This is a genomic window from Pseudomonas sp. PDM26, assembly GCF_019219185.1.
Lineage (GTDB): Bacteria > Pseudomonadota > Gammaproteobacteria > Pseudomonadales > Pseudomonadaceae > Aquipseudomonas.
Genome location: NZ_JAHUWC010000010.1, coordinates 177,348 through 202,471 on the forward strand (window position 1 = coordinate 177,348; position 25,124 = coordinate 202,471).

At 61.2% G+C, this 25,124-nt stretch carries 21 protein-coding genes and 1 riboswitch; of the genes, 7 read left to right on the forward strand and 14 right to left on the reverse strand.

Going from position 1 to position 25,124, the window contains the following annotated elements; all coding sequences use genetic code 11:
* Positions 1-103 precede the first annotated feature (103 nt).
* A complete protein-coding gene (gene serB / locus KW849_RS20170; protein ID WP_108218400.1) occupies positions 104-1,318 on the reverse strand; it encodes a phosphoserine phosphatase SerB in 1,215 nt (404 codons plus the stop codon).
* A 135-nt stretch (positions 1,319-1,453) separates the two neighbouring features.
* Here serB and KW849_RS20175 point away from each other — a divergent pair, with 135 nt between their 5' ends.
* Positions 1,454-2,977 (forward strand): AhpA/YtjB family protein, encoded by a 1,524-nt coding sequence (locus tag KW849_RS20175; protein WP_218430992.1) that lies wholly within the window; start codon positions 1,454-1,456, stop codon positions 2,975-2,977.
* A gap of 292 nt (positions 2,978-3,269) precedes the next feature.
* Here the strand turns inward: KW849_RS20175 and KW849_RS20180 are convergent, their stop codons facing one another.
* The 9 genes from KW849_RS20180 to KW849_RS20220 form a co-directional block, all read right to left on the reverse strand.
* Entirely contained in the window at positions 3,270-3,983 is a 714-nt protein-coding gene (locus KW849_RS20180; protein WP_218430993.1) for a membrane integrity-associated transporter subunit PqiC, read from the reverse strand.
* Between the two features lie 443 nt (positions 3,984-4,426).
* Positions 4,427-6,694 carry a DNA topoisomerase IV subunit A gene (gene parC / locus KW849_RS20185; protein ID WP_218430994.1) on the reverse strand — a complete coding sequence of 756 codons (2,268 nt, stop codon included), beginning with the start codon at positions 6,692-6,694 and terminating at the stop codon, positions 4,427-4,429.
* Positions 6,695-6,701: 7 nt separating this feature from the next.
* A complete protein-coding gene (locus tag KW849_RS20190; RefSeq protein ID WP_218430995.1) occupies positions 6,702-7,226 on the reverse strand; it encodes a TIGR02281 family clan AA aspartic protease in 525 nt (174 codons plus the stop codon).
* Positions 7,223-8,212 carry an esterase-like activity of phytase family protein gene (locus tag KW849_RS20195; RefSeq protein WP_218430996.1) on the reverse strand — a complete coding sequence of 330 codons (990 nt, stop codon included), beginning with the start codon at positions 8,210-8,212 and terminating at the stop codon, positions 7,223-7,225. The genes KW849_RS20190 and KW849_RS20195 overlap by 4 nt, the downstream gene beginning before the upstream one ends.
* Positions 8,212-10,116, reverse strand: coding sequence for a DNA topoisomerase IV subunit B (gene parE / locus KW849_RS20200; RefSeq protein WP_095943188.1), 1,905 nt, complete (start codon positions 10,114-10,116; stop codon positions 8,212-8,214). The genes KW849_RS20195 and parE overlap by 1 nt, the downstream gene beginning before the upstream one ends.
* A 43-nt stretch (positions 10,117-10,159) precedes the next feature.
* On the reverse strand, positions 10,160-10,768 hold the full coding sequence (locus KW849_RS20205) for a YqiA/YcfP family alpha/beta fold hydrolase (RefSeq protein WP_218430997.1): 609 nt from the start codon (positions 10,766-10,768) through the stop codon (positions 10,160-10,162).
* A 192-nt stretch (positions 10,769-10,960) separates the two neighbouring features.
* The gene (cpdA, locus tag KW849_RS20210) at positions 10,961-11,776 is read right to left on the reverse strand and encodes a 3',5'-cyclic-AMP phosphodiesterase (RefSeq protein ID WP_218430998.1); all 816 of its coding nucleotides are present in this window, start codon (positions 11,774-11,776) and stop codon (positions 10,961-10,963) included.
* A 112-nt stretch (positions 11,777-11,888) separates the two neighbouring features.
* A complete protein-coding gene (locus KW849_RS20215; RefSeq protein ID WP_108218392.1) occupies positions 11,889-12,341 on the reverse strand; it encodes a DUF1249 domain-containing protein in 453 nt (150 codons plus the stop codon).
* Entirely contained in the window at positions 12,332-12,949 is a 618-nt protein-coding gene (locus tag KW849_RS20220; protein WP_218430999.1) for an NUDIX domain-containing protein, read from the reverse strand. Before KW849_RS20220 ends, KW849_RS20215 begins: the two co-directional genes overlap by 10 nt.
* 224 nt (positions 12,950-13,173) lie before the next feature.
* Between KW849_RS20220 and KW849_RS20225 the strand changes: the two genes are divergently transcribed.
* Entirely contained in the window at positions 13,174-13,920 is a 747-nt protein-coding gene (locus KW849_RS20225; RefSeq protein ID WP_218431000.1) for an RsiV family protein, read from the forward strand.
* Here KW849_RS20225 and cytX read toward each other — a convergent pair.
* A complete protein-coding gene (cytX, locus tag KW849_RS20230) occupies positions 13,889-15,181 on the reverse strand; it encodes a putative hydroxymethylpyrimidine transporter CytX (protein ID WP_218431001.1) in 1,293 nt (430 codons plus the stop codon). The two genes, KW849_RS20225 and cytX, sit on opposite strands and share 32 nt — an antisense overlap.
* Before the next feature lie 151 nt (positions 15,182-15,332).
* Complete coding sequence (thiC, locus tag KW849_RS20235) at positions 15,333-17,222, reverse strand: phosphomethylpyrimidine synthase ThiC (protein WP_108218388.1); 1,890 nt, start codon at positions 17,220-17,222, stop codon at positions 15,333-15,335.
* 165 nt (positions 17,223-17,387) lie between these two features.
* Positions 17,388-17,493: riboswitch (TPP riboswitch) on the reverse strand.
* A gap of 204 nt (positions 17,494-17,697) precedes the next feature.
* Between thiC and KW849_RS20240 the strand changes: the two genes are divergently transcribed.
* On the forward strand, positions 17,698-19,137 hold the full coding sequence (locus KW849_RS20240) for a TolC family outer membrane protein (RefSeq protein WP_218431002.1): 1,440 nt from the start codon (positions 17,698-17,700) through the stop codon (positions 19,135-19,137).
* Positions 19,138-19,237: 100 nt separating this feature from the next.
* Here KW849_RS20240 and waaA read toward each other — a convergent pair whose 3' ends face one another.
* Entirely contained in the window at positions 19,238-20,515 is a 1,278-nt protein-coding gene (gene waaA, locus KW849_RS20245; protein WP_218431003.1) for a lipid IV(A) 3-deoxy-D-manno-octulosonic acid transferase, read from the reverse strand.
* 11 nt (positions 20,516-20,526) lie between these two features.
* Entirely contained in the window at positions 20,527-21,429 is a 903-nt protein-coding gene (locus KW849_RS20250) for a LysR family transcriptional regulator (RefSeq protein WP_218431004.1), read from the reverse strand.
* 103 nt (positions 21,430-21,532) lie between these two features.
* On the opposite strand from KW849_RS20250, the gene KW849_RS20255 reads away from it, so the two are divergent.
* The 4 genes from KW849_RS20255 (at position 21,533) to KW849_RS20270 (ending at position 24,995) form a co-directional block, all read left to right on the forward strand.
* Complete coding sequence (locus KW849_RS20255; RefSeq protein WP_126048879.1) at positions 21,533-21,865, forward strand: multidrug efflux SMR transporter; 333 nt, start codon at positions 21,533-21,535, stop codon at positions 21,863-21,865.
* A 147-nt stretch (positions 21,866-22,012) separates the two neighbouring features.
* Positions 22,013-23,188, forward strand: coding sequence for an FAD-binding oxidoreductase (locus KW849_RS20260; protein WP_218431005.1), 1,176 nt, complete (start codon positions 22,013-22,015; stop codon positions 23,186-23,188).
* Positions 23,185-23,997 (forward strand): aldo/keto reductase, encoded by an 813-nt coding sequence (locus KW849_RS20265; protein WP_218431006.1) that lies wholly within the window; start codon positions 23,185-23,187, stop codon positions 23,995-23,997. The genes KW849_RS20260 and KW849_RS20265 overlap by 4 nt, the downstream gene beginning before the upstream one ends.
* Before the next feature lie 32 nt (positions 23,998-24,029).
* Complete coding sequence (locus KW849_RS20270; RefSeq protein ID WP_218431007.1) at positions 24,030-24,995, forward strand: metal ABC transporter ATPase; 966 nt, start codon at positions 24,030-24,032, stop codon at positions 24,993-24,995.
* Positions 24,996-25,124 lie beyond the last annotated feature (129 nt).

A 25,124-nucleotide genomic window follows, 5' to 3' on the forward strand; every position in this document is an offset into this window, starting at 1 on the left:
GCTTGCTCGCGATGAACGGCGAGGCGACGCGGGCATTCAGATTGCCCGCGTCATCGTTAACGCCCATCGCGAGCAAGCTCGCTCCTACAGTAGTTTTGCGGTGTTACAGCTGCCCGTCGCGATCACGGAAGCCCAGCAGGTACAACACACCATCCAGACCCAGGGTCGAAATCGCCTGCTTGGCCGACTGCTTGACCAGCGGCTTGGCGCGGAATGCCACGCCCAACCCGGCAATCGCCAGCATCGGCAAGTCATTGGCACCGTCACCGACCGCAATGGTCTGCTCCAGGCGCAAGCCTTCCTTGTGTGCCAGTTCCTTCAGTAAATCGGCCTTGCGCTGCGCATCGACAATCGGCTCGACCGCCACACCGGTGACTTTGCCGTCGACCACTTCCAGTTCGTTGGCAAACACGTAGTCGATACCCAGCTTGGCCTGCAATTGCTTGGCGAAGTAGGTGAAGCCGCCCGACAGAATCGCAGTCTTGTAGCCCAGGCGCTTGAGTTCGGCGAACAGGGTTTCGGCGCCTTCGGTCAGGCGCAGCGAGGCGCCGATGGAGTCCAGCACATTGACGTCCAGACCTTTGAGCAAGGCCAGGCGCTCCTTGAAGCTGGCACGGAAATCCAGCTCACCGGCCATTGCCCTCTCGGTGATTTCCGACACTTTGTCGCCGACGCCTGCAGCCTTGGCCAGTTCATCGATCACTTCGGCTTCGATCAGCGTCGAGTCCATGTCGAACACCGCCAGGCGACGGTTGCGCCGGAACAGTGAATCTTCCTGGAAGGCGATGTCGACGTTCAGTTCCTGGGCAACGCTGAGGAATTCGGCACGCAGCGCCTGCGGATCAGCCGCCTCGCCACGCACGGAAAACTCGATGCAACCCTTGCCCTTGTCGGCCGGCGTATCCAGCGGCATACGCCCGGAAAGACGATCGATGTGGTCGATGTTCAGGCCATATTTGGCGGTGATCGAACTCACGGCCTGCAACTGCCCGGCTGTCACCTTGCGGGTCAACAGGGTCACGATGTGGCGTTTTTTACCCTGGTTGCCGACCCACTGCTGGTAATCCTCTTCGGACACCGGCGTGAAACGCACCTGTTGATCGAGCTCGTACCCCTTGAACAGGATGTCCTTGAGCACGGATTTGCCTTGTTCGGTGTCGGGAATTTCAACCAGGATGCCGAACGACAAGGTGTCGTGGATCACCGCCTGACCGATGTCGAGAATGTTCACACCACCCTGGGCCAGAACGCCGGTAATGGCCGCAGTCAGACCCGGACGGTCGACTCCCGTGATGTTTATCAGGACGATTTCGCGCAAGGCGCACCCCCGCAGGTGGAAAAAAAACGCATTCTACCCACTTTCAGTGACCATCGGGCACCGCGAGCGCTTTGACGGCCTAGGGCCTGTCGCTATACTGCGCGTCAACTTCACGGACAAAAGAGCCGAGCTCAAGTGAACCGGCCTACGCCAGTAAAAACCGACAACTTCTTCCTGCTGATCTTCCGGGCACTGCGCCACCGCCGTGTACCGATTGCATTGCGCATCGCCAGCCATAACGTGATCCTGGTCGCCCTGGCCCTGGTCATCTATGCCGGTGTGATGGGCTTGCAGTTCAAGCAGGCCATGCACGAGCAGGCGGATGCGCTGGGCGAAAGCCTGACTACGCAGACGGCCACCTCAGCCACCGAGCTGTTGGTGTCCAACGACATCCTCAGTCTCAACGTGCTGCTCAACAACCTTACCAAGAACAAGCTGGTGGCCCACGCTGCCATCTACAGCATGGATAACCGCATCCTTGCCGAAGCCGGTCAGCGCCCCAAACACGGCCTGCTGGGCGAAGCCGAGGGCATCTACCAGAGCAAGATCACTTTTCAGGACGTGACGGCTGGCCAGCTGCGCATCAGCCTGGACATGGATCAGTTCCAGCAGCCGATGACCATCAGCCTGCAAAGCATGGGCATTCTGAGCGCGATCCTGCTGGCTTTGTCCCTTGCCTTGAGCTTGCGCATGGGCCGCTATCTCTCGACGCCGCTGCTGCAACTGCGGGTGTGGTTGCGCAACATCGACGAATACACCCCGGCCACCGAGCGTAATGACGAAATCGGCGACCTGGCGCGCCAGCTTCACGCGAGTTACGCACCGGAACCCGCCGAGCCGGAACCTGAGCCTGAGCCTGAGCTCGACGACAGCGATTACGACGATGCCGAACCGGGTTTCGAAGTGCGCAACCTGCGCGATCCAAGTTTCGATGAAACTCGTCCGATGGCCGCGATGAAAGCCGCGCCACGGCGCATTGTCAGCACAGTCGAAGACGATGATGACGACGATGCCTTTGCCGACTTGCTCGATGTTTCGGCAGACAACGCGGCCAAACCGGTGGCCAAACCCGTGGTATCCAGCGTGCCGCAGCACAGCGCCGTACTGGCCGTGCAACTGGGCTCCCAGGAACAACTGCGACGCCTGCCGCGGGCGCGCCTTGAAGAGCTGCTCGAACGCTATCGCGACTGCCTCGACCAAGCCGCTTCCCTGTATCAGGGCGAAGTGGAGACCTTGAACGATGGCAGCACGCTGATGCTGTTCCACACCGAAGACAGCGGCGACGATTACCTGACCAACGCCATTTGCTGTGGCGAGCTGCTGCGAGCCCTGGGCCACCAGTTGCAGATCGAAGTCGCGGACAGCGGTATCACCCTGCAATTGCAGCTGGGCCTGACCCTCGGTGACGAACTGTTCGGCCTGAGCCAGATCGACCTGCTGCTGACCGACTCCGCCCAGGACGCCCTGGCCCTGTCGCAACACAGCCGCAACCTGCTGCTGGTGGAGCGCAAGATCAGTGACGACGCGTTGATCCGCCAGCGCGCACGGATCCGCCCGATTGCCAGCCCAGAGGGCGCGTGCTGCGTGGAACGATTGATGGAGCCGTATCCATCGATGCTGGAAAGGCAATTGGCGCGGATGCACGAACGCCGGGCGTAACCGCTGCCGAAGGCTGCGATCTTTTAGCCTTTGAACCTGGAAGCCCGCAGATGAGCGATCGTCTGCGGGCTTTTTTGTGGCCTGCTCTGACGCTTTCGCTGCGATGCGGCGACCCGACAAGCCAGCTCCTACAATGGATCGGTGTAAGCCGCCATTTTGTGAACGACGCAAAACCTGTAGGAGCTGGCTTGCCAGCGAAGAGGCCGGAACAGGTACTAAAGATACCCCGACAGCAGAAACAACAAAGCCCGCACAAGGCGGGCTATGTATGGGGAACAGCTTCAGTTCCGGGTCAGAAGCGGAACACTTCCATATCCGTCCGAACCGGCGCGGCCATCGGGATCTTCGGCTGCTTTCCCTGTTCTACCGCAGGTGCTGCCGCCTTGGCTGCCGGCTTGCGCGGGACCTCGGCGATCGGCGGCTGATTGGCCAACGGCTTGAGCGCCACCGACAGCTGTTCGGCCAGGCGTTGCAACAACACGCCCTGCGCCTGGACCTGAGCCGCCGTACTACCGGCATGCTGTTCCTGCAAATGGATGATGCGGTTGTCACGGACCTGTCCGCGACGGTCGATCAAGCGCCATTGCGCATCGAGGATCGCCGGTTGTTTTGCACCCGAATCCAGGCGCGTGATAGTCAGCAGCACCTGAACATCCGGGGTGAAGCCCACTGTCGCCGGCGCCAGCACTACGCGCTGGCTGTCCAGGTGACCTGCGACCTGACGCAGCAGCAGCTGATCGATATCCGACGAAAGGCTGCCTGCCCAACGACCGTCGGTCGAGGCTTGCAGGCTGCCATCCGGCTGGCGCTGCAACAGGGTTTCGCGTTGCAGGTAGTCGGCCACGGTGACCGGCCCCAACAATACCGCCATGCCCGCGTTCTGTGCAGGCTGAACCGGACTTCCGGCATCCAGTTGGTACAACGACACCGGCTGGTGAACGCTGCAACCCGCCAGGCCAAGAACGCCGGCGAGCATAAGAATAAAAGGAAGGCGCAGAGCAGTCATCGTCCCATCCAGGTGATCGTAAAAAGGCTGACCACAGTAAAAATACTCAATAAATATGAAGAACGCGCGGCAATGCCGGCGCTTGAAAGGCCATATCATCCGTGAATATGCGTTCCGACTCCAGTGCAAAGCGCCGAACTACGGGTTAAATCGTAGATCGGCGCTTCCAGGGGGCGTTCTCGCCTAGTTTCCCCACCGCGTTGTCGCCTTAAAGCGGGCCAGGCAAGGCGCAGGCCGCTGGGAATGGTTGTTCCCTTTCCAAGGCCTGCAACGCAGCCTGGCCCACTTTAAGGCACAACCCGAAGGGCCGGGCCTGCTGTTGTGCAGGGCTGCGTTGCTCGAAGCTTATTTGGAATGACCAAACCACGCTTCTCGCGCCTTGCCCTGCACAACAGCAGACCCGGCGCGGTGGGGAAACTAGTCGAGAACGCCCCCTAAGTCGCCTAATTGAGGTTTTCGACGAGCAGCGCATCAACCCGCTGGAAGCCACGCGGCAATTTGTTGCCACGACGACCACGTTCACCCTTGTAGTGCTCGAGGTCGTCCGTTTTCAGTGACAGGGTACGTTTCCCGGCCTGCAACACCAGTGTTGCCCCGTCCGGCAATACGGCGATGTCCGTCACATACTCTTCGCGACTGGCCACTCGCTCACCAGGAATCCCGATGATCTTGTTGCCTTTGCCCTTACCTAATTGTGGCAGGTCGCTGATCTTGAAGATCAGCAGGCGACCTTCGGTCGTCACCGACGCTAGCCAGTTCTGCTCACGATCAGCCACCGGGCGCGGCAGCATGACCTTGGCATTATTCGGCAGACTCAACAAGGCCTTGCCCGCCTTGTTCTTGGCTTGCAGGTCTTCACCCTTGACCACGAAACCGTAACCGGCGTCGGAGGCGATCACGTACAGCGCATCGTCTTCCGGCATCAGCACGCATTCGAAACTCGCCCCCGGCGGCGGCGTCAGGCGACCGGTCAGCGGTTCGCCCTGGCCACGGGCCGACGGCAAGGTGTGCGCGGCCACTGAATAACTGCGACCGGTGGAGTCGATAAACACTGCGAACTGGTTGGAGCGTCCGGCTGCCAGGGCCTTGAAGCCGTCCCCGGCCTTGTAGGAAAGCCCCGTGGCGTCGATTTCGTGGCCTTTGGCGGAGCGAATCCAGCCTTTTTCCGACAGCACCACCGTCACTTTCTCGTTCGGCAGCAGATCGTGTTCGGTCAGGGCCTTGGCTTCGGCGCGCTCGACAATAGGCGACCGACGGTCATCGCCGTAGGTTTCCGCGTCCTTGATCAGTTCGCTGCGCACCAGTTTTTTCAACTTGGCTTCGCTGCTCAGCAGGGCTTGCAGCTTGGCTTGTTCCTTGAGCAGTTCATCCTGCTCGGCACGCAGCTTCATCTCTTCCAGTCGCGCCAACTGACGCAGACGGGTGTCGAGGATGTAGTCGGCCTGGATTTCGCTGAGGGCGAAGCGCTCGATCAGCGCGGCTTTCGGGTGCTCCTCGGTACGGATAATGTGGATCACTTCATCCAGGTTGAGGTAGGCAATCAACAAGCCGTCCAACAGGTGCAGGCGACGCTCGACCTTGTCGAGGCGGAATTGCAGGCGACGACGCACGGTCTGCACCCGGAACTCCAGCCATTCGACCAGCAGCGCACGCAGGTTCTTCAACTGCGGCTTGCCGTCCAGGCCGATGATGTTGATGTTGACCCGATAGCTCGACTCCAGCTCGGTGCTGGCGAACAAATGCTGCATCAAGGCATCGTGGTCGAAGTTCTTCCGAGCCCCCGGAATGATCACGATCCGGCACGGGTTTTCGTGGTCGGATTCGTCACGCAGGTCGGCAATTTGTGGGGCCTTGGACGGCTTGGCCTGCATCATCGCGGCGATCTGCTCCAGCACCTTGGCGCCCGAGACCTGATGTGGCAGCGCGGTGACGATGATGTCGCCGTCTTCGATGTGATACACGGCGCGCATGCGCACCGAGCCGCGACCGGTTTCGTAGATTTTCAGCAGGTCGGCGCGCGGGGTGATGATTTCCGCTTCGGTCGGGTAGTCCGGGCCCTGGATGTGTTCGCAGAGCTGTTCGACCGTAGCCTTGGGCTCGTCGAGCAAGCGCACGCAGGCGGTGGCGACTTCGCGCAGGTTGTGCGGCGGAACGTCGGTGGCCATACCCACGGCAATGCCAGTGGTGCCGTTGAGCAGAATGTTCGGCAGGCGGGCCGGCAAGACCAGTGGCTCGTCAAGCGTGCCGTCGAAGTTCGGCCCCCAGTCCGCCGTGCCCTGGCCCAGTTCGCTGAGCAGCACTTCGGAATAACGCGACAGCCGCGCTTCGGTGTAACGCATGGCGGCGAAGGACTTGGGATCATCCGGCGCACCCCAGTTGCCCTGGCCGTCGACCAGCGTGTAGCGATAGCTGAACGGCTGGGCCATCAGCACCATGGCTTCGTAGCAGGCCGAATCGCCGTGAGGGTGGAACTTACCGAGCACGTCACCGACGGTACGCGCCGACTTCTTGTGCTTGGAATCGGCGTCCAGCCCCAACTCGCTCATCGCATAAATAATGCGGCGCTGTACCGGTTTCAGGCCGTCGCCGATATGCGGCAAGGCACGGTCCATGATCACGTACATGGAGTAGTTGAGGTAGGCATTTTCGGTGAAGTCAGCCAGTGACCGGCGTTCTACACCGTCCAGGCTGAGATCAAGGGAGTCGCTCATGCGGGCCTCATCGGTTCGTTGTCTGGCGCAGCAGCATGGTGCCACCGCGCTGGGTAAATTCAAGTTTGTTCAGTGCGCTCATGCCGAGCAACACCTGATCGCCATGCAGCCCCGGGGCCACCAGTGCGCGTACATCCCGCAGCACGATGTCGCCCAGTTGCAGGCGTTCGATACGGGTGCGATAGCCCTGGCTCAGGCCATTAGCCGTGCTCAGGGTCACGCCGAATCCTTCTTCGAGCCTCAAGCGCTTGGCCAGGTCCGCCGGAATCGACACATCGGTCGCCCCGGTATCGAGCATGAAGTCCACCGGCTGGCCGTTGATCTGGCCGCTGGCAACGAAATGCCCCTGCACATTGCTCACCAGTTTCACCTCGATGAAACCTTCGCCCTGCTCCGAACTGACCACCACATTCGGATTTTGCTGACGCGCTTCCCACTGGGCGAAAAACCGCGTGGCCAGAAACAGCGCCGCACACCAGGCCAGCACCATGAATACCCGGCCTATGCGCTGCCCCGGGCTTTTTTGTCTCATGGCCTGGCACTCCAGCCACCTTCCGGTGCCACGAAGCGCCAGACCACCGGACGGACTTCGCCATCGGCGCGCGCGCCGAAATTATTGTCGACACCGATCCAGGCGCCATCGGCATCCACGATCAACGCCTCTTCCATCCCGTAGTCCTGTGGATAACGACGGTTTGGTTGTAACAACTCGACGGCGTACGACCAGCAGCGCTCAGCCTTGGCCGTCTGCGGATCCCGGCGGCAGATCTGGTAGGCGTTGCGTTCAAGCGTGAACAGCTTGCCGTTGAACAGCGACAGGTCAGAAAAATCCCGCAGTACAGCTTTGGCGTCAGGAAATTGCTCGGGCTGCATTTCCATGCCAGCCTCGCTCAGCAGCACGCAGCCACCGTCGCAATCCCACAACGTCTGCTTGCGCTTGATCATCAGCAGTCCGCGGCCCTGGCGCTCTGCGGCGAGCCACATCTGATCACCCGCAGGATTGACCGCCAGCCCTTCGAGCAACGCATTGAACTGCAATAGCAGGCCTCTGGCCCGTGCCTCGCGAACCAGCATCGGCGAAATTTTCAGCCAGGCGGCTGGTCCCGCTGGTGGCACTTGCAAGACAGCGGCATGGCCTTCGCTGACGATGTAGCGATTGCCGGCGCTGTCGCAGCTGATGCCTTCAAAGTCCAGATCGCCGCCACGCACGAACGAAGCCCCCCAGACGCGAGACTTCAGCCCCCAGGGCAAGCCGCTGTCAGGCACCGGCGGTACGTCGATGTGCACCGTTTGTGCCTGCCAGGCAGATTCGCGGGTATCCAGGCGGTAGATCTGATTATCGTCGCGGTCGGAAACCGCCCACAGATCATTGCCGCACTGCGCCAGCCCGGACAGGTTGCCGCCGCGCATGCCGTCGACGACATGTTCGGACAACAGGCGCAGCTGTGGCGCCGGCTCGGCGGATACCATGTTCGACATCAGCAGCAACCCACAAGCCAGGGCAAAGCCCAGACGCATCAGCCCAGCACCTCGGCCAGGTTGCCCTTGGACTCCAGCCAGGTCTTACGGTCGCCGGCGCGTTTCTTCGCCAGCAGCATGTCCATCATTTCCGAGGTCGCCTCGAAATCTTCCAGGGTCAACTGCACCAGACGCCGGGTGTTCGGGTCCATGGTGGTCTCACGCAGCTGTGGCGGGTTCATTTCGCCCAGGCCCTTGAATCGGGTGACCTGCGGCTTGCCGCGCTTCTTCTCGGCCACCAGACGATCGAGGATGCCATCGCGTTCGGCTTCATCGAGGGCGTAGTAGATCTCTTTACCCAGATCGATGCGGTACAACGGCGGCATCGCGACGTAGACGTGACCGGCATCCACCAACGGGCGGAAATGCTGGACGAACAAGGCGCACAGCAAGGTTGCGATGTGCAGGCCGTCGGAGTCGGCGTCGGCGAGAATGCAGATCTTGCCGTAGCGCAGTTGGCTCATGTCGGCCGCGCCCGGATCGACACCGATGGCCACCGCGATGTTGTGCACTTCCTGACTGGCCAGCACTTCGCTGCCGTCGACTTCCCAGGTGTTGAGGATCTTGCCGCGCAACGGCAGGATCGCCTGGAACTCTTTGTCCCGCGCTTGCTTGGCCGAGCCGCCAGCGGAATCACCTTCCACCAGGAACAGCTCGGAACGCATCGGGTCCTGGCCGGCGCAGTCGGCCAGTTTGCCCGGCAGCGCCGGGCCTTGGGTAATGCGTTTGCGCTCGACCTTCTTGCTGGCCTTGAGGCGACGACCGGCGTTGTTGATCGCCAGTTCCGCCAACAGCATGCCGGTTTCCGGGTTGGCGTTGAGCCACAGGCTGAACGCATCCTTGACTACACCGGAGACGAACGCCGCCGCCTCACGGGACGACAGGCGCTCCTTGGTCTGACCGGAGAATTGCGGTTCCTGCATCTTCATCGACAGTACGAAGGCGATGCGTTCCCAGACGTCTTCCGGCGCCAGCTTCACACCACGTGGCAACAGGCTGCGGAATTCGCAGAACTCGCGCATGGCGTCGAGCAGGCCTTGACGCAAACCGTTGACGTGAGTACCGCCCTGGGCTGTCGGGATCAGGTTGACGTAGCTTTCCTGGACTGCGTCGCCACCTTCGGGCAGCCACAGCAGCGCCCAATCCACCGCTTCTTTATTACCGGCCAGGCTGCCGCAAAACGGCTCGTCCGGCAGGCGCTCGAATTCGCTGACCGCATCCACCAGGTAGGAACGCAGGCCGTCTTCGTAATGCCATTCGACTTTCTCGCCGGTGGCCTTGTCTTCAAAACTGACCAGCAACCCCGGGCACAACACGGCCTTGGCCTTGAGCACGTGCTTGAGGCGGCTGATGGAGAATTTCGGAGAGTCGAAGTATTTCGGATCCGGCGCGAAGAACACGCTGGTGCCGGTGTTGCGCTTGCCGACAGTGCCGATGATTTCCAGCTCGGTGGCCTTGTAGCCATCCTTGAAGGTCATCTGGTATTCGTTGCCGTCACGTTTTACACGCACCCGCACTTCGGTGGACAAGGCATTGACCACGGAAATACCCACCCCGTGCAAGCCGCCGGAGAACTGGTAGTTCTTGTTGGAAAACTTGCCACCGGCATGAAGCTTGGTGAGGATCAGCTCGACGCCCGAAACACCTTCCTCAGGGTGAATATCCACCGGCATGCCACGGCCGTCATCGCTGACTTCCAGGGAATGGTCGGCATGCAGGATCACCTGTACCGATGAGGCATGCCCGGCCAAGGCTTCGTCGACGCTGTTGTCGATGACTTCCTGGGCAAGGTGGTTCGGCCGACTGGTGTCGGTGTACATGCCGGGGCGTTTGCGCACCGGGTCGAGGCCCGAGAGGACTTCGATGGCGTCTGCGTTATAAGAGCTAGCGCTGGGAGTGGCCATGGGGTCTCGTCGTCAGTCATTCATTGAAAATAAGAGCGAGATTTCACAATGCCGTGAAATCAATCGCCTGATACAAATCTGCGCCAATGCCGGCAAAGCTCAGCATGGCCGGAAGCTGTGCGGCAAACCCCTGGTAACCATGGTCGCCGCCGGCCTGGATGCGCAAGGCACAAGCCCGGTAATACTGCTGGGCGAGGCGATAGTCCAGCGTTTCGTCCCCGGTCTGCAGCCATACCTGATAGCGCTGTGGATCCCGGGGCGCCGCTACTTCCAGTTCGGCCAGGGCCGTCACGTGGTCGTGGGTCATTTCCCAGGTCTCATCGGTATACAGGTTTTTCTGCGTTCCCAGAAATCCGTCGAACATCCGGTGCGGACCGACGGCAGGGTTGATCAACAGGGCTTTCAGGCCAAGGCGCTCGGCCAGGTGAGTGGCATAGTAGCCGCCGAGCGAGCTGCCGACCAGCAGTGGCCGACCGAGCTCGGAAATAGCCTGCTCCAGTTGTGCGATAGCCTGGCGCGGGTGATGGTGCAACGCAGGAACGCGCAAGTGTTCGCTCAGGCCCAGGCGCTCCATCACCTCGACCAACTGACAGGCCTTCTTCGACAACGGCGAGCTGTTGAAGCCGTGGACATAAAGGATCGAACCGGACATTTGAGCTCCCTGTGCGTCGGCTAAAAAGCCGGAGTTTACAGGGACTCGGGGGGTGTTGGGCCAGCATCCTTGGAAATGAACGCCACCCTGTAGGAGCTGGCTTGCCAGCGAAGGCGGACTGTCAAATAACATATATGTTGAATGTGATGCCCTCTTCGCTGGCAAGCCAGCTCCTACGGGGGAATTGGGACATCAATAGCCGTTGGAGCCGTAATCCACCGTGAACTCAAACCCGGTGACCCGCTCCACACCGGTTTCCAGCCGCCCGTCGGGCAGCAGCCGCAACCAGCGATAGCCTGGCGCCTGTTCCCCGACCTTGAAATCCTCGCTGCCCGGCTCGAACTGGATGCAGGTCGACGGCGAGGCAATCAGACGCACGCCGTTACGTAATTGATCGATTTCCTGGTGCACATGTCCCCACAGCACGGCACGCACCTGTGGAAAACGATCCAGCACTTCAAAAAACGCCTCGGGATTACGCAGGCCGATAGGCTCCATCCATGCGCAACCGATGGACATCGGGTGATGGTGGAAGCACACCAGATGATGGCGATCCGGCGCTTCGCTCAACGAGCGGGCGAGCAACTGCAACTGATCGTCCTGCAAATACCCCGGCACCGAGCCCGGCACGGCGGAATCGAGCAATGTGACCCGCCAGTTGCCGATATCCACCACCGGTTCGAGCAAGGCGCTCTGCACCGCCGCCTCGGCCATGAACTGCGGCTCATCGTGATTGCCGGGAATCCAGCGCGCCGGCGCATCGAGCTGACGCGTCATGTCGCGAAATTGCCGGTAGGATTCCAGGGTCCCGTCCTGGGACAGATCACCCGTGGCCAGGATCAAATCAATCCGCGGCTGTTGCGCGCGCACCAGTTCGATGACCTTTTGCAGGCTGTCGCGGGTATTCATGCCCAGCAACGCGCAGTCCGCTTCGGCAAACAGATGGCTGTCGGAGAGTTGCACCAGCAACGCCGGATCGGCGGTGGTCAATGTGGATACGCTCGGCAAGGCGTTCTCCCAGGGCGTGATCACGGGGATGGGTAAGTGCCGCAATTATGCTGGGGGACGATCGAAAGGGGAAACCTGTGAACCTGACATAGTTCACAACTGCGCTTCACAACTAACGTACTACTTCGTATTCATGCCCCAGCGCCAGGCAATGGCTCAGCCATTCGCCCAGAAACATGTTCAACTGGGCTTTTTCGTCCGGCTGGTGCATCGCGGCGTTCGGGTAAGGATAGATGCCACGAAAGCGTCGCGCATGTTCGGCGCTAACCACTTCGGCCATGCGCGCGTCGTGATAGACCTGTACTTCCAGTTGCGGCACCGGCAGCCACGGCAGGCTGTGCTCCTGGCGCACTTGCAGGGTCGTGGTATAAGGACAGGTCAGCAGCACTTCCAGGGCCAGCACACCCAGCATCTGGTCGCCATGGGTCACGGCAATGCGCCGTGCGGCGGGCTCGCTGCGCATGTCCGGCAGCAGTCGCATCAGGCGCGCATAGTTCGCCTCGCAAGACGCTTGCAGCCCCACCAGGTCCACCCGATAGCGATCGCGCAGCTTGTTTACGACCATAACCCCCTCACTTCAACGCGGTTCAAAGCCAGCCATTGCAAGGCAATGATGCTCGCCGCGTTGGCAATACGTCCGTCGCGTACGGCTTGCAGGGCATCTTCGAAAGCCCAGACCGTGACGCGGATGTCTTCTGCCTCTTCCTCCAGCCCATGCAGGCCGCCAACCCCGGCACTGTCGCAACGCCCCAGATACAGATGCACGAATTCGTTGCTGCCGCCCGGCGATGGAAAGTAATTGATCATCGGCCAGAGCGCTCCGATTACCAGCCCAGCTTCCTCCTGCGCTTCGCGGTGAGCAACTGCTTCCGGCACTTCATCCTTGTCGATCAGACCAGCGACCAGTTCGATCAGCCACGGGTTGTCGGTCTTGCCCATGGCTCCGACGCGAAACTGCTCGATCAGTACCACTTCATCGCGCTGCGGGTCGTAAGGCAGCATGCAGACCGCGTCATGACGAACGAACACTTCGCGATTGATCTCGCGGCTCATGCCGCCTGCGAACAACTCGTGACGCAAGTGCACACGTTCGAGTTTGTAGAAGCCCTCGTAGCACTTTTCGCGCCGCACGATATCAACGGCGGTCGGAATGGCGTTGGTAAAATCCGTCATGACTATCCTCGTTACTGCAAATCCTGTTTGAGGCTGCTTTTTTTCCTGGGCCTCGACTTCGCGCCATCCTAACGCGCCCGTGATGTTTGATGCAGCCCTTTCCAGTCAGCGGGATGGACGGTGAGGGCGAAACCCACTCTAATTAGCTTAGTGGCGAACTGACTGCTTTGTTGAGAGTCGAAGCCGGTAACTTTTTGCCTTCCCCTGTTTCAGAAAGGACGCACATGTCGTTTTTCAAAATCGCCTCCGTGGCCGCTATCGCGCTGACCTTGGGCGCTTGCGCGAGTCTGTTCCAGCCCAACTACCGGACGCCGCTGGAAACCACCCGCGATGCCTCCGAGCAACTCAAGCCCGGTTGCAGCAACCCGGATTGCCCGCTGGTCAACATCGACACCCTGCACTTCCCGGCCGAGCCTGCACTGGACGGCATCATCGAAAAACGCCTGCTGCAAATGACCCGCACCTCGCCCGATGCCCCGGTGGCACCGACCCTGGCGGCCTATCGCGAAGAGTTTTTGCGCACCGCCGGCCCACACAACAGCAGTTATCTGCAGGCGAAGGTACGTGAGCAGCATGACGGCTTGGTGATCGTCGAATTGTCCAGCTACCTGGACACCGGCGGTGACCATGGCACGCCGGGGCGAGGCTTTATCAACTACTCACGCCAGCAGCATAAAGTGCTGACGTTGTCGGACATGCTGCTGCCAGGGCAGGAGGAAGCGTTCTGGAAAGCGGCGCAGGTGGCGCACAACAGCTGGCTGATCAGCACCAAGCTCGATCAGGAACCGGAGTTCGTGAAGAGCTGGCCGTTCCAGAAAACCCGGAACGTGGCGCCGACCTACGGCGGGGTGATCCTCAAGTACGAAACCAGCAGCATCGCGCCTTACGCGCTGGGCCATGTCGAACTGAAGATCCCCTACCCTCGCCTGAACGGCATCATCAAACCCGAGCTGTTTCCCGGCCGTAACTGAAGGCCCGGCCCAGCACAAGCTGCAGCAGCCCTGCCACTACCAGTGCCGGCAGGGTGGCGCCGACATCCGGATACAGGTTGGCCAGCAAATGATAGGTGCTGACCCCGCCCAGCCAGGCGAGCAGCGCCGGCCAACGCAGTGCGGCCGAGGCCACCTGGCCGCTACGCTTGCGCAGGATGAAGTGGTCCACCAGCACCACGCCGAACAACGGCGCAAACACCGAACCGATCAGTAGCAGGAAGTTCTGATACTGGGCCAGCGGCGCCAGCAGGGCAATCAGCGTGCAGATAACGCCGATAGCCAGTGCCAGGTGCTCGACTTTGGCGCGCAACAGAATCCCGCTGGACACCGCCGCCGAGTGAATATCGGCAAAAGCGTTTTCCGATTCATCCAGAAGAATCAGCAGCAGCGGAATCCCCAGGCCGGCACCGGCCAGCGCCAGCAGCAAGGCATTGACTTCACCGCTCGGCGCGAACGCCAGGGTGTAGGCCACGCCCAGGCTCATCAGCCAGAAATTACCGATGAAGAAACCGATGGCGGTGCCACCGAAGACGTTTTTCGCCCGCTTACCGAAGCGCGAATAGTCGGCGATCAGCGGCAACCACGACAGCGGCATGGCAATGGCGATGTCGAAACCCACAGCGAACGGCATCGAACCGTCACCGGCCTGGGCCCACAATGCGGCCAGGTCAGCCTTGGCGAACAGGTTCCAGGTCAGCCAGGTGCAGGCGGCCAGCAGCAGCCAGATCCCCCATTTGCGCAGGATCTGCCGGACGAACGTCAGCGGACCGCTGACTGCCAACAGGGTCGCCAATGCGCCGAAGAACAGCGTCCAGAGCAATGGATTGGACAGCAGGCTGCCTTCGCTGAACGCTTTGGCGCCCAACAGGCTGGCGGCATCGCGCATGACGATGATTTCGAACGAACCCCAGCCGATCAGTTGCAACAGGTTCAGCACCGCTGGCAGGCTCGCGCCTTTGGTACCGAGGCTGAGCTTGAGCGCGGCCATCGACGACAGGCCGGTGTCGCTGCCAATCACTCCGACCGCCGCCAGCAGTAGAACGCCGACCAGGGTGCCGAGAAAAATCGCCAGCAACGAACCCGACAGACCCAGGCCTGGCGCGAGCAATGCACCGGTCTGCAACACCATCAGGCCGATGCCGAGGGAGAACCACAAGGAAAACAGGTCGCGGCCGCCGAACACACGCTTGTCGGTCGACACTGCGATATCGGGGGAGTAAGTGCTGGGTTGAATGCTCAAGGGTGTTATCTCAGAGGGACATTTGTTGTTGTGTAGATCGCTATCGCCAGCAGGCTGGCTCCCACAGGGGACATGTGAACGCCACAGATCCAATGTGGGAGCCAGCCTGCTGGCGATGGGGCCTGTGCAGGCCCCACCCTTTCAGGTCAGATCAAACTTTCTGATACAGCTGACTGCCTTCCTGCTTGAACCGCTCGGCCTGTTCGGCCATGCCTTGGGCAACGTCCACGTCGACCGCTTCGATCCGTTGGTTAGCCGCATACTCGCGGACTTCCTGGGTGATCTTCATCGAGCAGAATTTCGGCCCGCACATCGAGCAGAAGTGCGCGACCTTGGCCGAGTCCTTCGGCAGGGTTTCATCGTGATACGAGCGGGCAGTGTCCGGATCGAGGCCCAGGTTGAACTGGTCTTCCCAACGGAATTCGAAACGCGCCTTGCTCAAGGCATTGTCGCGGATCTGTGCGCCCGGGTGCCCCTTCGCCAGATCGGCGGCATGCGCGGCGATCTTGTACGTGATGATCCCGGTCTTCACGTCATCCTTGTTCGGCAGGCCCAGGTGCTCTTTCGGCGTTACGTAGCAAAGCATGGCGCAACCGAACCAGCCGATCATCGCCGCACCGATACCGGAGGTGATGTGGTCGTAGCCCGGAGCGATGTCGGTGGTCAGCGGGCCGAGGGTGTAGAACGGTGCCTCGTCGCAGCACTCAAGCTGCTTGTCCATGTTCTCTTTGATCAACTGCATCGGCACGTGGCCCGGGCCTTCGATCATGCACTGCACGTCGTGTTTCCAGGCAATCTTGGTCAGCTCGCCGAGGGTTTCCAGCTCGCCGAACTGAGCTTCGTCGTTGGCGTCGGCAATCGAGCCCGGACGCAGGCCGTCGCCCAGCGAGAAGCTGACGTCGTAGGCCTTCATGATTTCGCAGATGTCTTCGAAATGGGTATAGAGGAAGTTCTCTTTGTGGTGCGCCAGGCACCACTTGGCCATGATCGAACCGCCGCGGGAGACGATGCCGGTCACGCGTTTGGCAGTCATCGGCACGTAACGCAACAGCACGCCGGCGTGGATGGTGAAGTAGTCGACGCCCTGCTCGGCCTGCTCGATCAGCGTGTCGCGGAACAGTTCCCAGGTCAGGTCCTCAGCGGCGCCGCCGACTTTTTCCAGGGCCTGGTAGATCGGCACGGTACCGATCGGCACCGGCGAGTTACGGATAATCCACTCGCGGGTTTCGTGGATGTGCTTGCCGGTGGACAGATCCATGACCGTGTCCGAACCCCAGCGAATGCCCCAGGTCAGTTTCGCCACTTCTTCTTCAATGGACGAACCCAGGGCACTGTTGCCGATGTTGCCGTTGATCTTCACCAGAAAGTTACGGCCGATGATCATCGGTTCAAGTTCGGTGTGGTTGATGTTGGCCGGAATGATCGCGCGGCCGCGGGCGATTTCGTCACGGACGAATTCAGGGGTGATGATTTTCGGTACGCTGGCGCCGAAGCTGTGGCCGGCGTGTTGCTGGTCCAGCAGGCCGGCGGCGCGGGCCACTTCCAGCTTCATGTTTTCGCGGATGGCGACGTATTCCATCTCGGCGGTGATGATGCCTTTGCGCGCGTAGTGCATCTGGCTGACGTTGGCACCCGGCTTGGCACGACGCGGGTTGTTGACGTGGGCGAAACGCAGTTTGGTCAGCTCCGGATCGGCAAGGCGCTCCTGGCCGAAGTTGGAGCTCAAGCCGGACAGACGTTCAGTGTCGCCACGGGACTCGATCCACGGCGAACGCACGTCGGCCAAGCCTTTGCGCACGTCGATGATGACATTGGGGTCGGTGTAGGGGCCCGAGGTGTCGTACACCACTACCGGCGCGTTGATTTCGCCGCCGAAGTCGGTCGGGGTCACGTCCAGGCTGATTTCGCGCATCGGCACGAGGATGTCGGGGCGAGTGCCCTGGACATAAATTTTTTGCGAGCGGGTAAACGGCTGAACCGATTGCTGATCGACCTTGGCCGAGTCACTCAGATTGGTGGCGATTTTTGATTTTGTAGTCATCACGGGCTCTCCAGACACACATCCAGGCAGTGGATTTTTTGTCGGAGCGAACCTGTAAACGAATGGGCGCACGGGTGCTGGAAAACCAGCTGTGCTGTGCTCAATGCTCGAGGGGTGTTCGATTGTCGAACAACATCCCGGACGAAGCACAAGAGGACTCGCCGGGTGACGAGAAATCTTGTTCCCTACGCAGGCGCTAACCTGATCAGGTTCAACGGGATCCGAAATTATTCGATCTCAGCCTCATAGCAAGGCACCCCGACAAGAACCCGGCCAGTCTAGACACAACTGGCAAAGAACGCCAACCCCACTGCAAATACCATGATGAATGGCGTAATTACACGCAGTATCAGGATTGTTGCAGCCCCAATGCACAACTACACTCGCTACGCTGAGCCGGCATTGACGCTGTCAAAGCAGGGCCTTAGCCTTGGCGCTCAAATTACCTTCGTAATATCAATTCTAGGGATCGTCTATGCTGCGCAAACTCTCACTGGCCCTTGCCGTGTCTTGTGCGTCCAACGGAATGGCCTGGGCAGCAGATGTGCCCTTATCGAACAAGACGGACCTGGTCAGCGTTTATCAGGAAGCCGTCAACAACAACGCCGATCTGGCGGCTGCCATCGCCCAATATGGCGCGCAGAAGGAAGTCGTACCCCAGGCCCGCGCCGGGCTGCTGCCGAACCTCTCGGCCGGCGCGAATATTTCCGAGGTGCGTACGGATCTCGATCAGCCGTCCGCCACGCTCAACCGCGACGCTCATTCTTACCAGGCCACTTTGGCGCAGCCGCTGTTCCGGGCTGATCGCTGGTTCCAGTTCCAGGCCGCCAAGGAAGTCAACGAACAGGCCGCCCTGCAACTCTCGGCGACCGAGCAAAACCTGATCCTGCAAACCGCTGACAGCTATTTCAACGTGCTGCGCACCCAGGACAACCTGGCCTCGACCAAGGCTGAAGAAGCGGCGTTCAAACGCCAGCTCGATCAATCCAACGAGCGTTTCGATGTCGGCCTCTCGGACAAGACCGACGTATTGAACTCACAAGCCAGCTACGACACCGCACGCGCCAACCGGATCGTTGCGCAGCGCCAGGTGGACGACGCCTTTGAAGCATTGATCACCCTGACCAACCGTCAGTACAACTCGATCTGGGGCATCAGCCATAACTTGCCGATCCTGCCGCCAATACCGAACGACGCCAAGGCCTGGGTCGAAACGGCGGGCAGGCAGAACCTCAATCTGTTGGCCAGCAACTATGCCGTCAGCGCCGCCGAGCAAACCCTCAAGCAGCGCAAGTCCGGGCACTTGCCAACGGTTGATGCGATAGCCAAATACGAGAAAGGCGACAACGACGCATTGGGCTTCAGCAACCCGAACAACCAGGCCGTGCCGTTCGGTGGCAACGCCGAGCAAACGACCGTTGGCCTGCAACTGAACATCCCGATCTACAGTGGTGGCTTGATCAACTCCCAGGTGCGTCAATCGTATGCACAGCTGGACCAGACCGAGCAGCAACGCGAATCCCTGCGCCGCAGCATCGTGGAAAACACCCGCGACCTGCACCGCGCGGTGAACACCGATGTCGAGCAGGTACAGGCGCGCAAGCAATCGATCATTTCCAACCAGAGCGCGGTGGAAGCGACTGAAATCGGCTATCAGGTGGGTACGCGAAACATCGTCGATGTGCTGGATGCGCAGCGCCAGCTCTACACCTCGGTGCGCGACTACAACAACACCCGCTACGACTACATCCTCGACAACCTGCGCTTGAAGCAACAGGCCGGCACGCTGAATCCGGGGGATCTGCAAACCCTGGCACGCTGGCTCAATCCGAACTACAACCCGGACAAGGACTTCCTGCCACCGGATCTGGCCAAGGCTGCGGCTGAGCAGTTGAAAGCGCGACCGGAGCAGTAAAAGCAAAAGATCGCAGCCTGCGGCAGCTCCTACAGGATGAACATCAATCCCGTGTAGGAGCTGCCGCAGGCTGCGATCTTTTTCTGTCCGACCACTCGGTCTATCTTTCGATCAAACGCCCCAACCCGTCCAGCAACCGCTGCAACGCACCTTGATTAGTGCGCATCACGTTCAACCCGGCCTCTGCCATGCGCTGCGCATCACGGGGCAGTTCGAACAGCCGCTGCACCGCCACCGCCAGCCCTTCGGCATCCTCCACTTCCTGCAACGCCCCGGCACTGCGCAATTGCGCGGCGATTTCGAGGAAGTTGAAAAGATGCGGCCCGCTCAATACCGGCTTAGCGAGGGCCGCCGGCTCCAGCAGGTTATGCCCGCCGTTGGGCACCAGGCTGCCGCCGACGAATGCACTGTCAGCCAAGGCGTAGAGAAACAGCAACTCGCCCATGGTGTCGCCCAGCAGCACCGACGTATTCGCATTGACCGCATCGCCGCTGGAACGCCGGACCGTGGCAAACCCTTGTTGTAGGCACAACCCGTACACCGAATTGAAGCGCTCCGGATGACGCGGTACCAGAATCAGCAAGACATCGGGATGAGTGGCCAGCAACTGACGATGGGCAGCCAGCACCACCTCGTCTTCGCCGTCATGGGTACTGGCCGCGATCCACACCGGTCGCTCCAGCGCCTGCCATTGCCCGCGCAATTGGCTGGCGCGCTCCAGCAGTTGCGGGTCGATGGTCAGGTCGAACTTGATCGAGCCCGTGACCTGGACTGTTTCGGTCCGGGCGCCCAGGTTACGCAAGCGTTGCGCCTCGGCTTCGGTCTGCACTGCGAACAGGCTCATCTCCGCCAGCATCGGCTGGGTCAGCGTGGGAAACCGGCCATAGCCCTTGGCCGAACGCTCGGACAGCCGCGCATTGGCCAGCGCCACGGGGATCCCGCGTTTGGCACACTGATGGATATGGTTGGGCCACAGTTCGGTTTCCATGATCACCGCCAGTTTCGGCTGGACCCGATCGAGGAAGCGCCGGGCGGCGCACGGCAAATCGTAAGGCAGATAGCAGTGCTGGATGCGCGGCTCATTGGCGAACAGTGCCAGGATCCGTTCCGACCCGGTCGGCGTCATGCAGGTCACGGTGATCGGCAGATTCGGATAACGCGCCAGCAAGGCGCGGATCATTGGCGCGGCCGCAATGCTTTCGCCCACCGACACGGCGTGCACCCAGATGCCGCCCGGTTTCATCGCGGGCATCCCGAAGGAAAAGCGCTCGCCGATGCGCTTGGCATAGGCCGGCGCCTTGCGTGCGCGCAGCCACAGCCGAATCGCTACCAATGGCAGCCCCAGATAAAACAGCGCGGTGTAGAGAGTTCTATTCATGGCGGCGGAGTTTATCGGCTTTTTTCGCCAATCGTCTGCAAGTGCACGGCAAAACGTTCGGCGAGCCAGCGCGCCGCAGGACCGAGCGGCTCATCCCGGCGCCATACCAGTTCCACCACCAAGGCCGGCGGGGTCCATTCGCTGACCAGTTCGACCATCTGATTCTGATAAGTCGGGTACTGCACTACGTGGCGTGGCAACCAGGCCCAGCCGAGGCCACGCACCAGCCATTCGGCCATCACATAGAAACTGTCGGCGCGCCAGACTTGCGGGCTGGCCGGGTCACTGCCGGGATAAATGCTCGACGCCGTGGACATCAGCAACTGCCGATGTTGCGCCAATTGTTGGCTGTCCACTGCGCCTTTACGCGCCAACGGATGATCCTTGCCGCACACCGTGACCATTTCCACGCTGCCCAGCACCCGCCGTTCAAGTGCCTCGGGAATCTGATCGTGAAAGAACAGCAGCCCCAGATCGGCGCGCCGCTCCACCAGCTTGCGCGCGACATCGCCTTGGGCGGCGCTGGTCAGTTGCACTTCAAGGCTGGGGAACTTTTCCGCCAGGGCTTCGAAGCTTTCGATGATCGGCTGATAAGGCATCGCTTCATCCTGCGCCACACGCAGTCGCGCTTCCTGCCCGCGCATCATCGCCAGCGCCCGGCCGTTGAGCCGTTCGCACTGGCGCAACACCTCCCGAGCTTCGTCCAGCAAAGCGGTACCGGCTTCAGTGAGCTTCGGTTGACGCCCGCTGCTGCGGTCGAACAGGCTGACACCCAGGTCTTCTTCCAGCAGCGCTATCGAACTGCTGACCGCCGACTGCGCCTTGCGCTGATCCCGCGCCACGGCAGAAAACGACCGCTGCTCCGCTACGCTGACAAACAACTGCAGCTGCTCCAGATTCCATTGCATGCTCATGGCTCAACCCATCTCTCAGACAGATAGGTAATGACTTTACCGCATCTGGCGAATCTCTAGAATGCCGACCTCAGAGAGCAACACTTCACACGAGGATTGACCCATGACCGCTTACTACTACCTGGCCATTGCCATCTGCGCCGAAGTGATTGCCACTGTTTCGATGAAAGCCGTCAAGGGCCTCAGCACCCCGCTGCCGCTGGTGCTGGTCATCGTCGGTTACGGGATCGCCTTCTGGATGCTGACCCTGGTGGTGCGCAGCGTTCCGGTGGGTGTGGCGTACGCCGTGTGGGCCGGCATGGGGATCGTGATGGTCAGCGTCGCGGCGCTGTTTATCTACGGGCAGAAGCTGGACGTGCCGGCGATGCTGGGGATGGCGTTGATTGTGCTGGGCGTGGTGGTCATCCAGCTCTTCTCCAAGACTGCCGGGCATTGATAAAAAGATCGCAGCCTGCGGCAGCTCCTACAAGAACAGATCAGGCCCACCCGTAGGAGCTGCCGCAGGCTGCGATCCTTTTCCCGTCTCAGCTCCAATCCATGAATCTGTATACTGCGCCCTCGTCTTGAACACAGAGGTCGCTGCATGCCATCCGTTATTTCCACCGACGTTCTGATTGTCGGCGCTGGTGTCGCCGGCCTCTGGCTGAATGCACGCCTGCGCCGCCAGGGTTTTTCGACCGTGCTGGTGGAAAGTGCCAGCCTCGGTGGCGGGCAGAGCGTGAAGTCCCAGGGCATCATCCACGGCGGCGCCAAATACGCGCTGCATGGCGCCCTGACCGGCGCCTCGGAAGCCATCGCCGACATGCCGCGCCGCTGGCGTGAAGCCCTGGCCGGTGACGGCGAGCTGGATCTGTCCGGCGTGCGCCTGCTGTCCGAAGCTCATTACCTCTGGTCCCCCGGCACCCTCGCCGGCAACCTCACCAGCTTCTTTGCCAGCAAGGCCGTGCGCGGTCGCGTCGATCAGGTCAAGGGCGAGCAATTGCCGCTAGCCCTGCAGGACAAGCGCTTCAAGGGCAAGGTCTATCGCCTCGCGGAACTGGTGGTCGATGTGCCGAGCCTGATCGAGCGCCTGGCCGATCTGGCCGGAGATGGCTTGCTCGCAGGGCAAAAGATCGAGCCGCTGCTGGAAGGCGGTGTGCTGGTCGGCCTGAAGGTGGACGAGCGCGAGATCCGAGCCCAACGCATCGTCCTGAGCGCCGGTGCCGGGACGGCTGCATTGCTTGAAGCGCTGGGCCTGAGCCAACCCGCCATGCAGCGCCGCCCGTTGCACATGATCATCGCCAAGGGGCCGAGCCTCAAACCGCTTTACGCCCATTGCCTGGGTGGCGGCACCAAACCGCGCATCACCGTGACCACGCACCCGGCGGCGGATGGCCAATGGGTCTGGTACCTGGGCGGCGATATCGCGGAATCCGAAGGTGTGACCCGCGAGCCCGCCGAGCAGATCGCCACCGCACAGAAAGAACTCGGCCAGTTGCTGCCGTGGATCGACTTGAGCACGGTGCGTTGGGCCACCCTGCGTGTGGATCGCGCCGAACCCCTGCAATCAGGCCTGACCCGCCCCGACAATGCGTTTCTCGCAGAAGAAGGCCGCCTGCTGGTGGGCTGGCCGACCAAGCTCGCCCTGGCGCCGGACTTCGCCGACCGCGTGATCGCCAGCCTGACCCGCGACGGTATCCAGCCAAGCCACCCGGCAGCATTGCCTGAGCTGCCGAAGCCGCCGATGGGTGTACCTGCCTGGGAGCAACTGCTGCCATGAGCCAACCGACCCTGCACGACCTGCATCGCCCGCTGGGCAGTACCGGCCTGGTGGTTTCACCCTTGGGCCTGGGCACGGTGAAACTGGGCCGCGACCAAGGGGTGAAGTATCCCAACGGCTTCAGGATTCCCGATGACGATGAAGCGCGCATGTTGCTCAAACTCACCCGCGACCTGGGCATCAACCTGATCGACACCGCCCCGGCCTATGGTCGCAGCGAAGAGCGCCTCGGCCCGTTGCTGCGCGGTCAGCGCCGGGATTGGGTGATTGTCAGCAAGGTCGGTGAAGAGTTTGCCGACGGCCAGTCCCGTCACGATTTCAGCGCCGCACACACTCGAATGTCGGTGGAACGCAGCCTGCAACGTCTTGAAACGGACTTTATCGACCTGATGCTGGTGCACTCAGATGGTAACGACCTGGCGATCCTCAATGACTGCGAAGTCTACGAGACCCTCGCCGCGCTCAAGGCCGAAGGCAAGATTCGCGGTTTCGGCTTTTCCGGCAAAACCGTCGACGGTGGCCTGAAGGCACTGGAGCAAGGCGACTGCGCGATGGTCACCTACAATCTGAACGAACAAAACGAGAAGGCCGTGATTGACTATGCTGCTGCACACGGCAAAGCCATTCTGGTCAAGAAAGCCCTCGCCAGTGGTCATGTCTGCCTGAGTCCGGGGGTGGATCCGGTGCGCGCCAGTTTCGAATTGTTGTTTGAACATCCGGGTGTTGCCAGTGCTATTGTCGGGACCATCAATCCGCTGCACCTCGCCCACAATGTCGCGACCGTTGCCCAGGTCCTACGTAGCCACTGACGCCGCCCACGCGGCCTTAAGCAGGAGCCGACATGTCGCGTACGCTCATCAGAAAGAACCCGAGCAACTTCAAGACCCTGCCGTTATTCGTCGAAGCGACCCCCGAAGGCCTGGCTTATCAGAGCGTCGGCAGGCCGCTGAACTTCGCCCAGACCCTGCAACGTCGTCGTCCGGTGACGGTCGGCGACAGCGAACGGTTTGCTCTGGAACTGGCCAATCTCGGGGTTTCGGTGCGCCTGACCCTGCATTGGCAGAATCGCGATTATTGGGTGCTGGTGCGCCAACGCCGGCAGGACCGTGGCGATGTGGTGCTCAAGCTGATCTCCGGATACGTGCCGGCTCATGAGCTGAACCTGCCCTTGCACACGGCGATCCAGGAAATTGCCGAAGAATGCCTGCTGGAAACTCCGGAAGGCTGGCTCGGTGGGCGGTTCAATGACACCTGGCTGCCGACGCCCTACTCGGCCGCCCTGCATTACCGTGAAGCCCTGCCGTTTCGCTTGTCGCCACTGTCCGGCTCGGCGCGACCGGTACGTTGCGCCAACCTGATGCTGATAGAGCGTCCACGGGCTTACGTGCATTTGCCAACGGCCTCGCTGCAGCTGATCTACGACTTGCGCCTGGACGTTCCCAAGGAAGCCAAATCCCTGAGCCTGTTCCATGTCGATGAAAGACTGGAAGGCGATCAACTCGTCGCCCGCCTCGACCGCAAGCGCCCCGATCTGTACTTGATGCCCTTGCAGGACGGCCACCCGATGGCTGAGCTCTATACCCTGAAAAAGGATCAACTGTACCCGGCCAGCACGCGCGGCCTGTACCTGGCCGAGAGTTTTGCCCGACAGGAAGGCTGGTTGGTGCGCGATGAGCGGATTCGCTGGAAGGACTGGGTGAGACAGCAGGGTTTGACCCCGCCGGGGAAGGATTCGGGGTTGGCGCGGTTGCGAGGGAAGGCCAAATTGCTGCTGAAGAAAATCGTACTGCGCAAGGCGGCACGATAGCAAGAACAAGGAGCGGGGCTTTTGTGGCGAGGGAGCTTGCTCCCGCTCGGCTGCGCAGCAGTCGTGAAACCACCAGACGCGGTCCGCCTGAAAAACCGCGGTGCATGGCTTTGGGGCCGCTGCGCGACC

What these genes read in the sequence shown, in the direction of transcription:
- KW849_RS20270 (WP_218431007.1), top strand. Translation starts at nt 24,030, where the DNA reads ATGTCGCGTACGCTCATCAGAAAGAACCCGAGCAACTTCAAGACCCTG.
- KW849_RS20195 (WP_218430996.1), bottom strand. Translation starts at nt 8,212, where the DNA reads ATGCGTCTGGGCTTTGCCCTGGCTTGTGGGTTGCTGCTGATGTCGAAC.
- KW849_RS20250 (WP_218431004.1), bottom strand. Translation starts at nt 21,429, where the DNA reads ATGAGCATGCAATGGAATCTGGAGCAGCTGCAGTTGTTTGTCAGCGTA.
- thiC (WP_108218388.1), bottom strand. Translation starts at nt 17,222, where the DNA reads ATGACTACAAAATCAAAAATCGCCACCAATCTGAGTGACTCGGCCAAG.
- waaA (WP_218431003.1), bottom strand. Translation starts at nt 20,515, where the DNA reads ATGAATAGAACTCTCTACACCGCGCTGTTTTATCTGGGGCTGCCATTG.
- KW849_RS20240 (WP_218431002.1), top strand. Translation starts at nt 17,698, where the DNA reads ATGCTGCGCAAACTCTCACTGGCCCTTGCCGTGTCTTGTGCGTCCAAC.
- KW849_RS20220 (WP_218430999.1), bottom strand. Translation starts at nt 12,949, where the DNA reads ATGACGGATTTTACCAACGCCATTCCGACCGCCGTTGATATCGTGCGG.
- KW849_RS20205 (WP_218430997.1), bottom strand. Translation starts at nt 10,768, where the DNA reads ATGTCCGGTTCGATCCTTTATGTCCACGGCTTCAACAGCTCGCCGTTG.
- KW849_RS20255 (WP_126048879.1), top strand. Translation starts at nt 21,533, where the DNA reads ATGACCGCTTACTACTACCTGGCCATTGCCATCTGCGCCGAAGTGATT.
- KW849_RS20265 (WP_218431006.1), top strand. Translation starts at nt 23,185, where the DNA reads ATGAGCCAACCGACCCTGCACGACCTGCATCGCCCGCTGGGCAGTACC.
- parC (WP_218430994.1), bottom strand. Translation starts at nt 6,694, where the DNA reads ATGAGCGACTCCCTTGATCTCAGCCTGGACGGTGTAGAACGCCGGTCA.
- parE (WP_095943188.1), bottom strand. Translation starts at nt 10,116, where the DNA reads ATGGCCACTCCCAGCGCTAGCTCTTATAACGCAGACGCCATCGAAGTC.
- KW849_RS20180 (WP_218430993.1), bottom strand. Translation starts at nt 3,983, where the DNA reads ATGACTGCTCTGCGCCTTCCTTTTATTCTTATGCTCGCCGGCGTTCTT.
- KW849_RS20190 (WP_218430995.1), bottom strand. Translation starts at nt 7,226, where the DNA reads ATGAGACAAAAAAGCCCGGGGCAGCGCATAGGCCGGGTATTCATGGTG.
- KW849_RS20225 (WP_218431000.1), top strand. Translation starts at nt 13,174, where the DNA reads ATGTCGTTTTTCAAAATCGCCTCCGTGGCCGCTATCGCGCTGACCTTG.
- KW849_RS20215 (WP_108218392.1), bottom strand. Translation starts at nt 12,341, where the DNA reads ATGGTCGTAAACAAGCTGCGCGATCGCTATCGGGTGGACCTGGTGGGG.
- KW849_RS20260 (WP_218431005.1), top strand. Translation starts at nt 22,013, where the DNA reads ATGCCATCCGTTATTTCCACCGACGTTCTGATTGTCGGCGCTGGTGTC.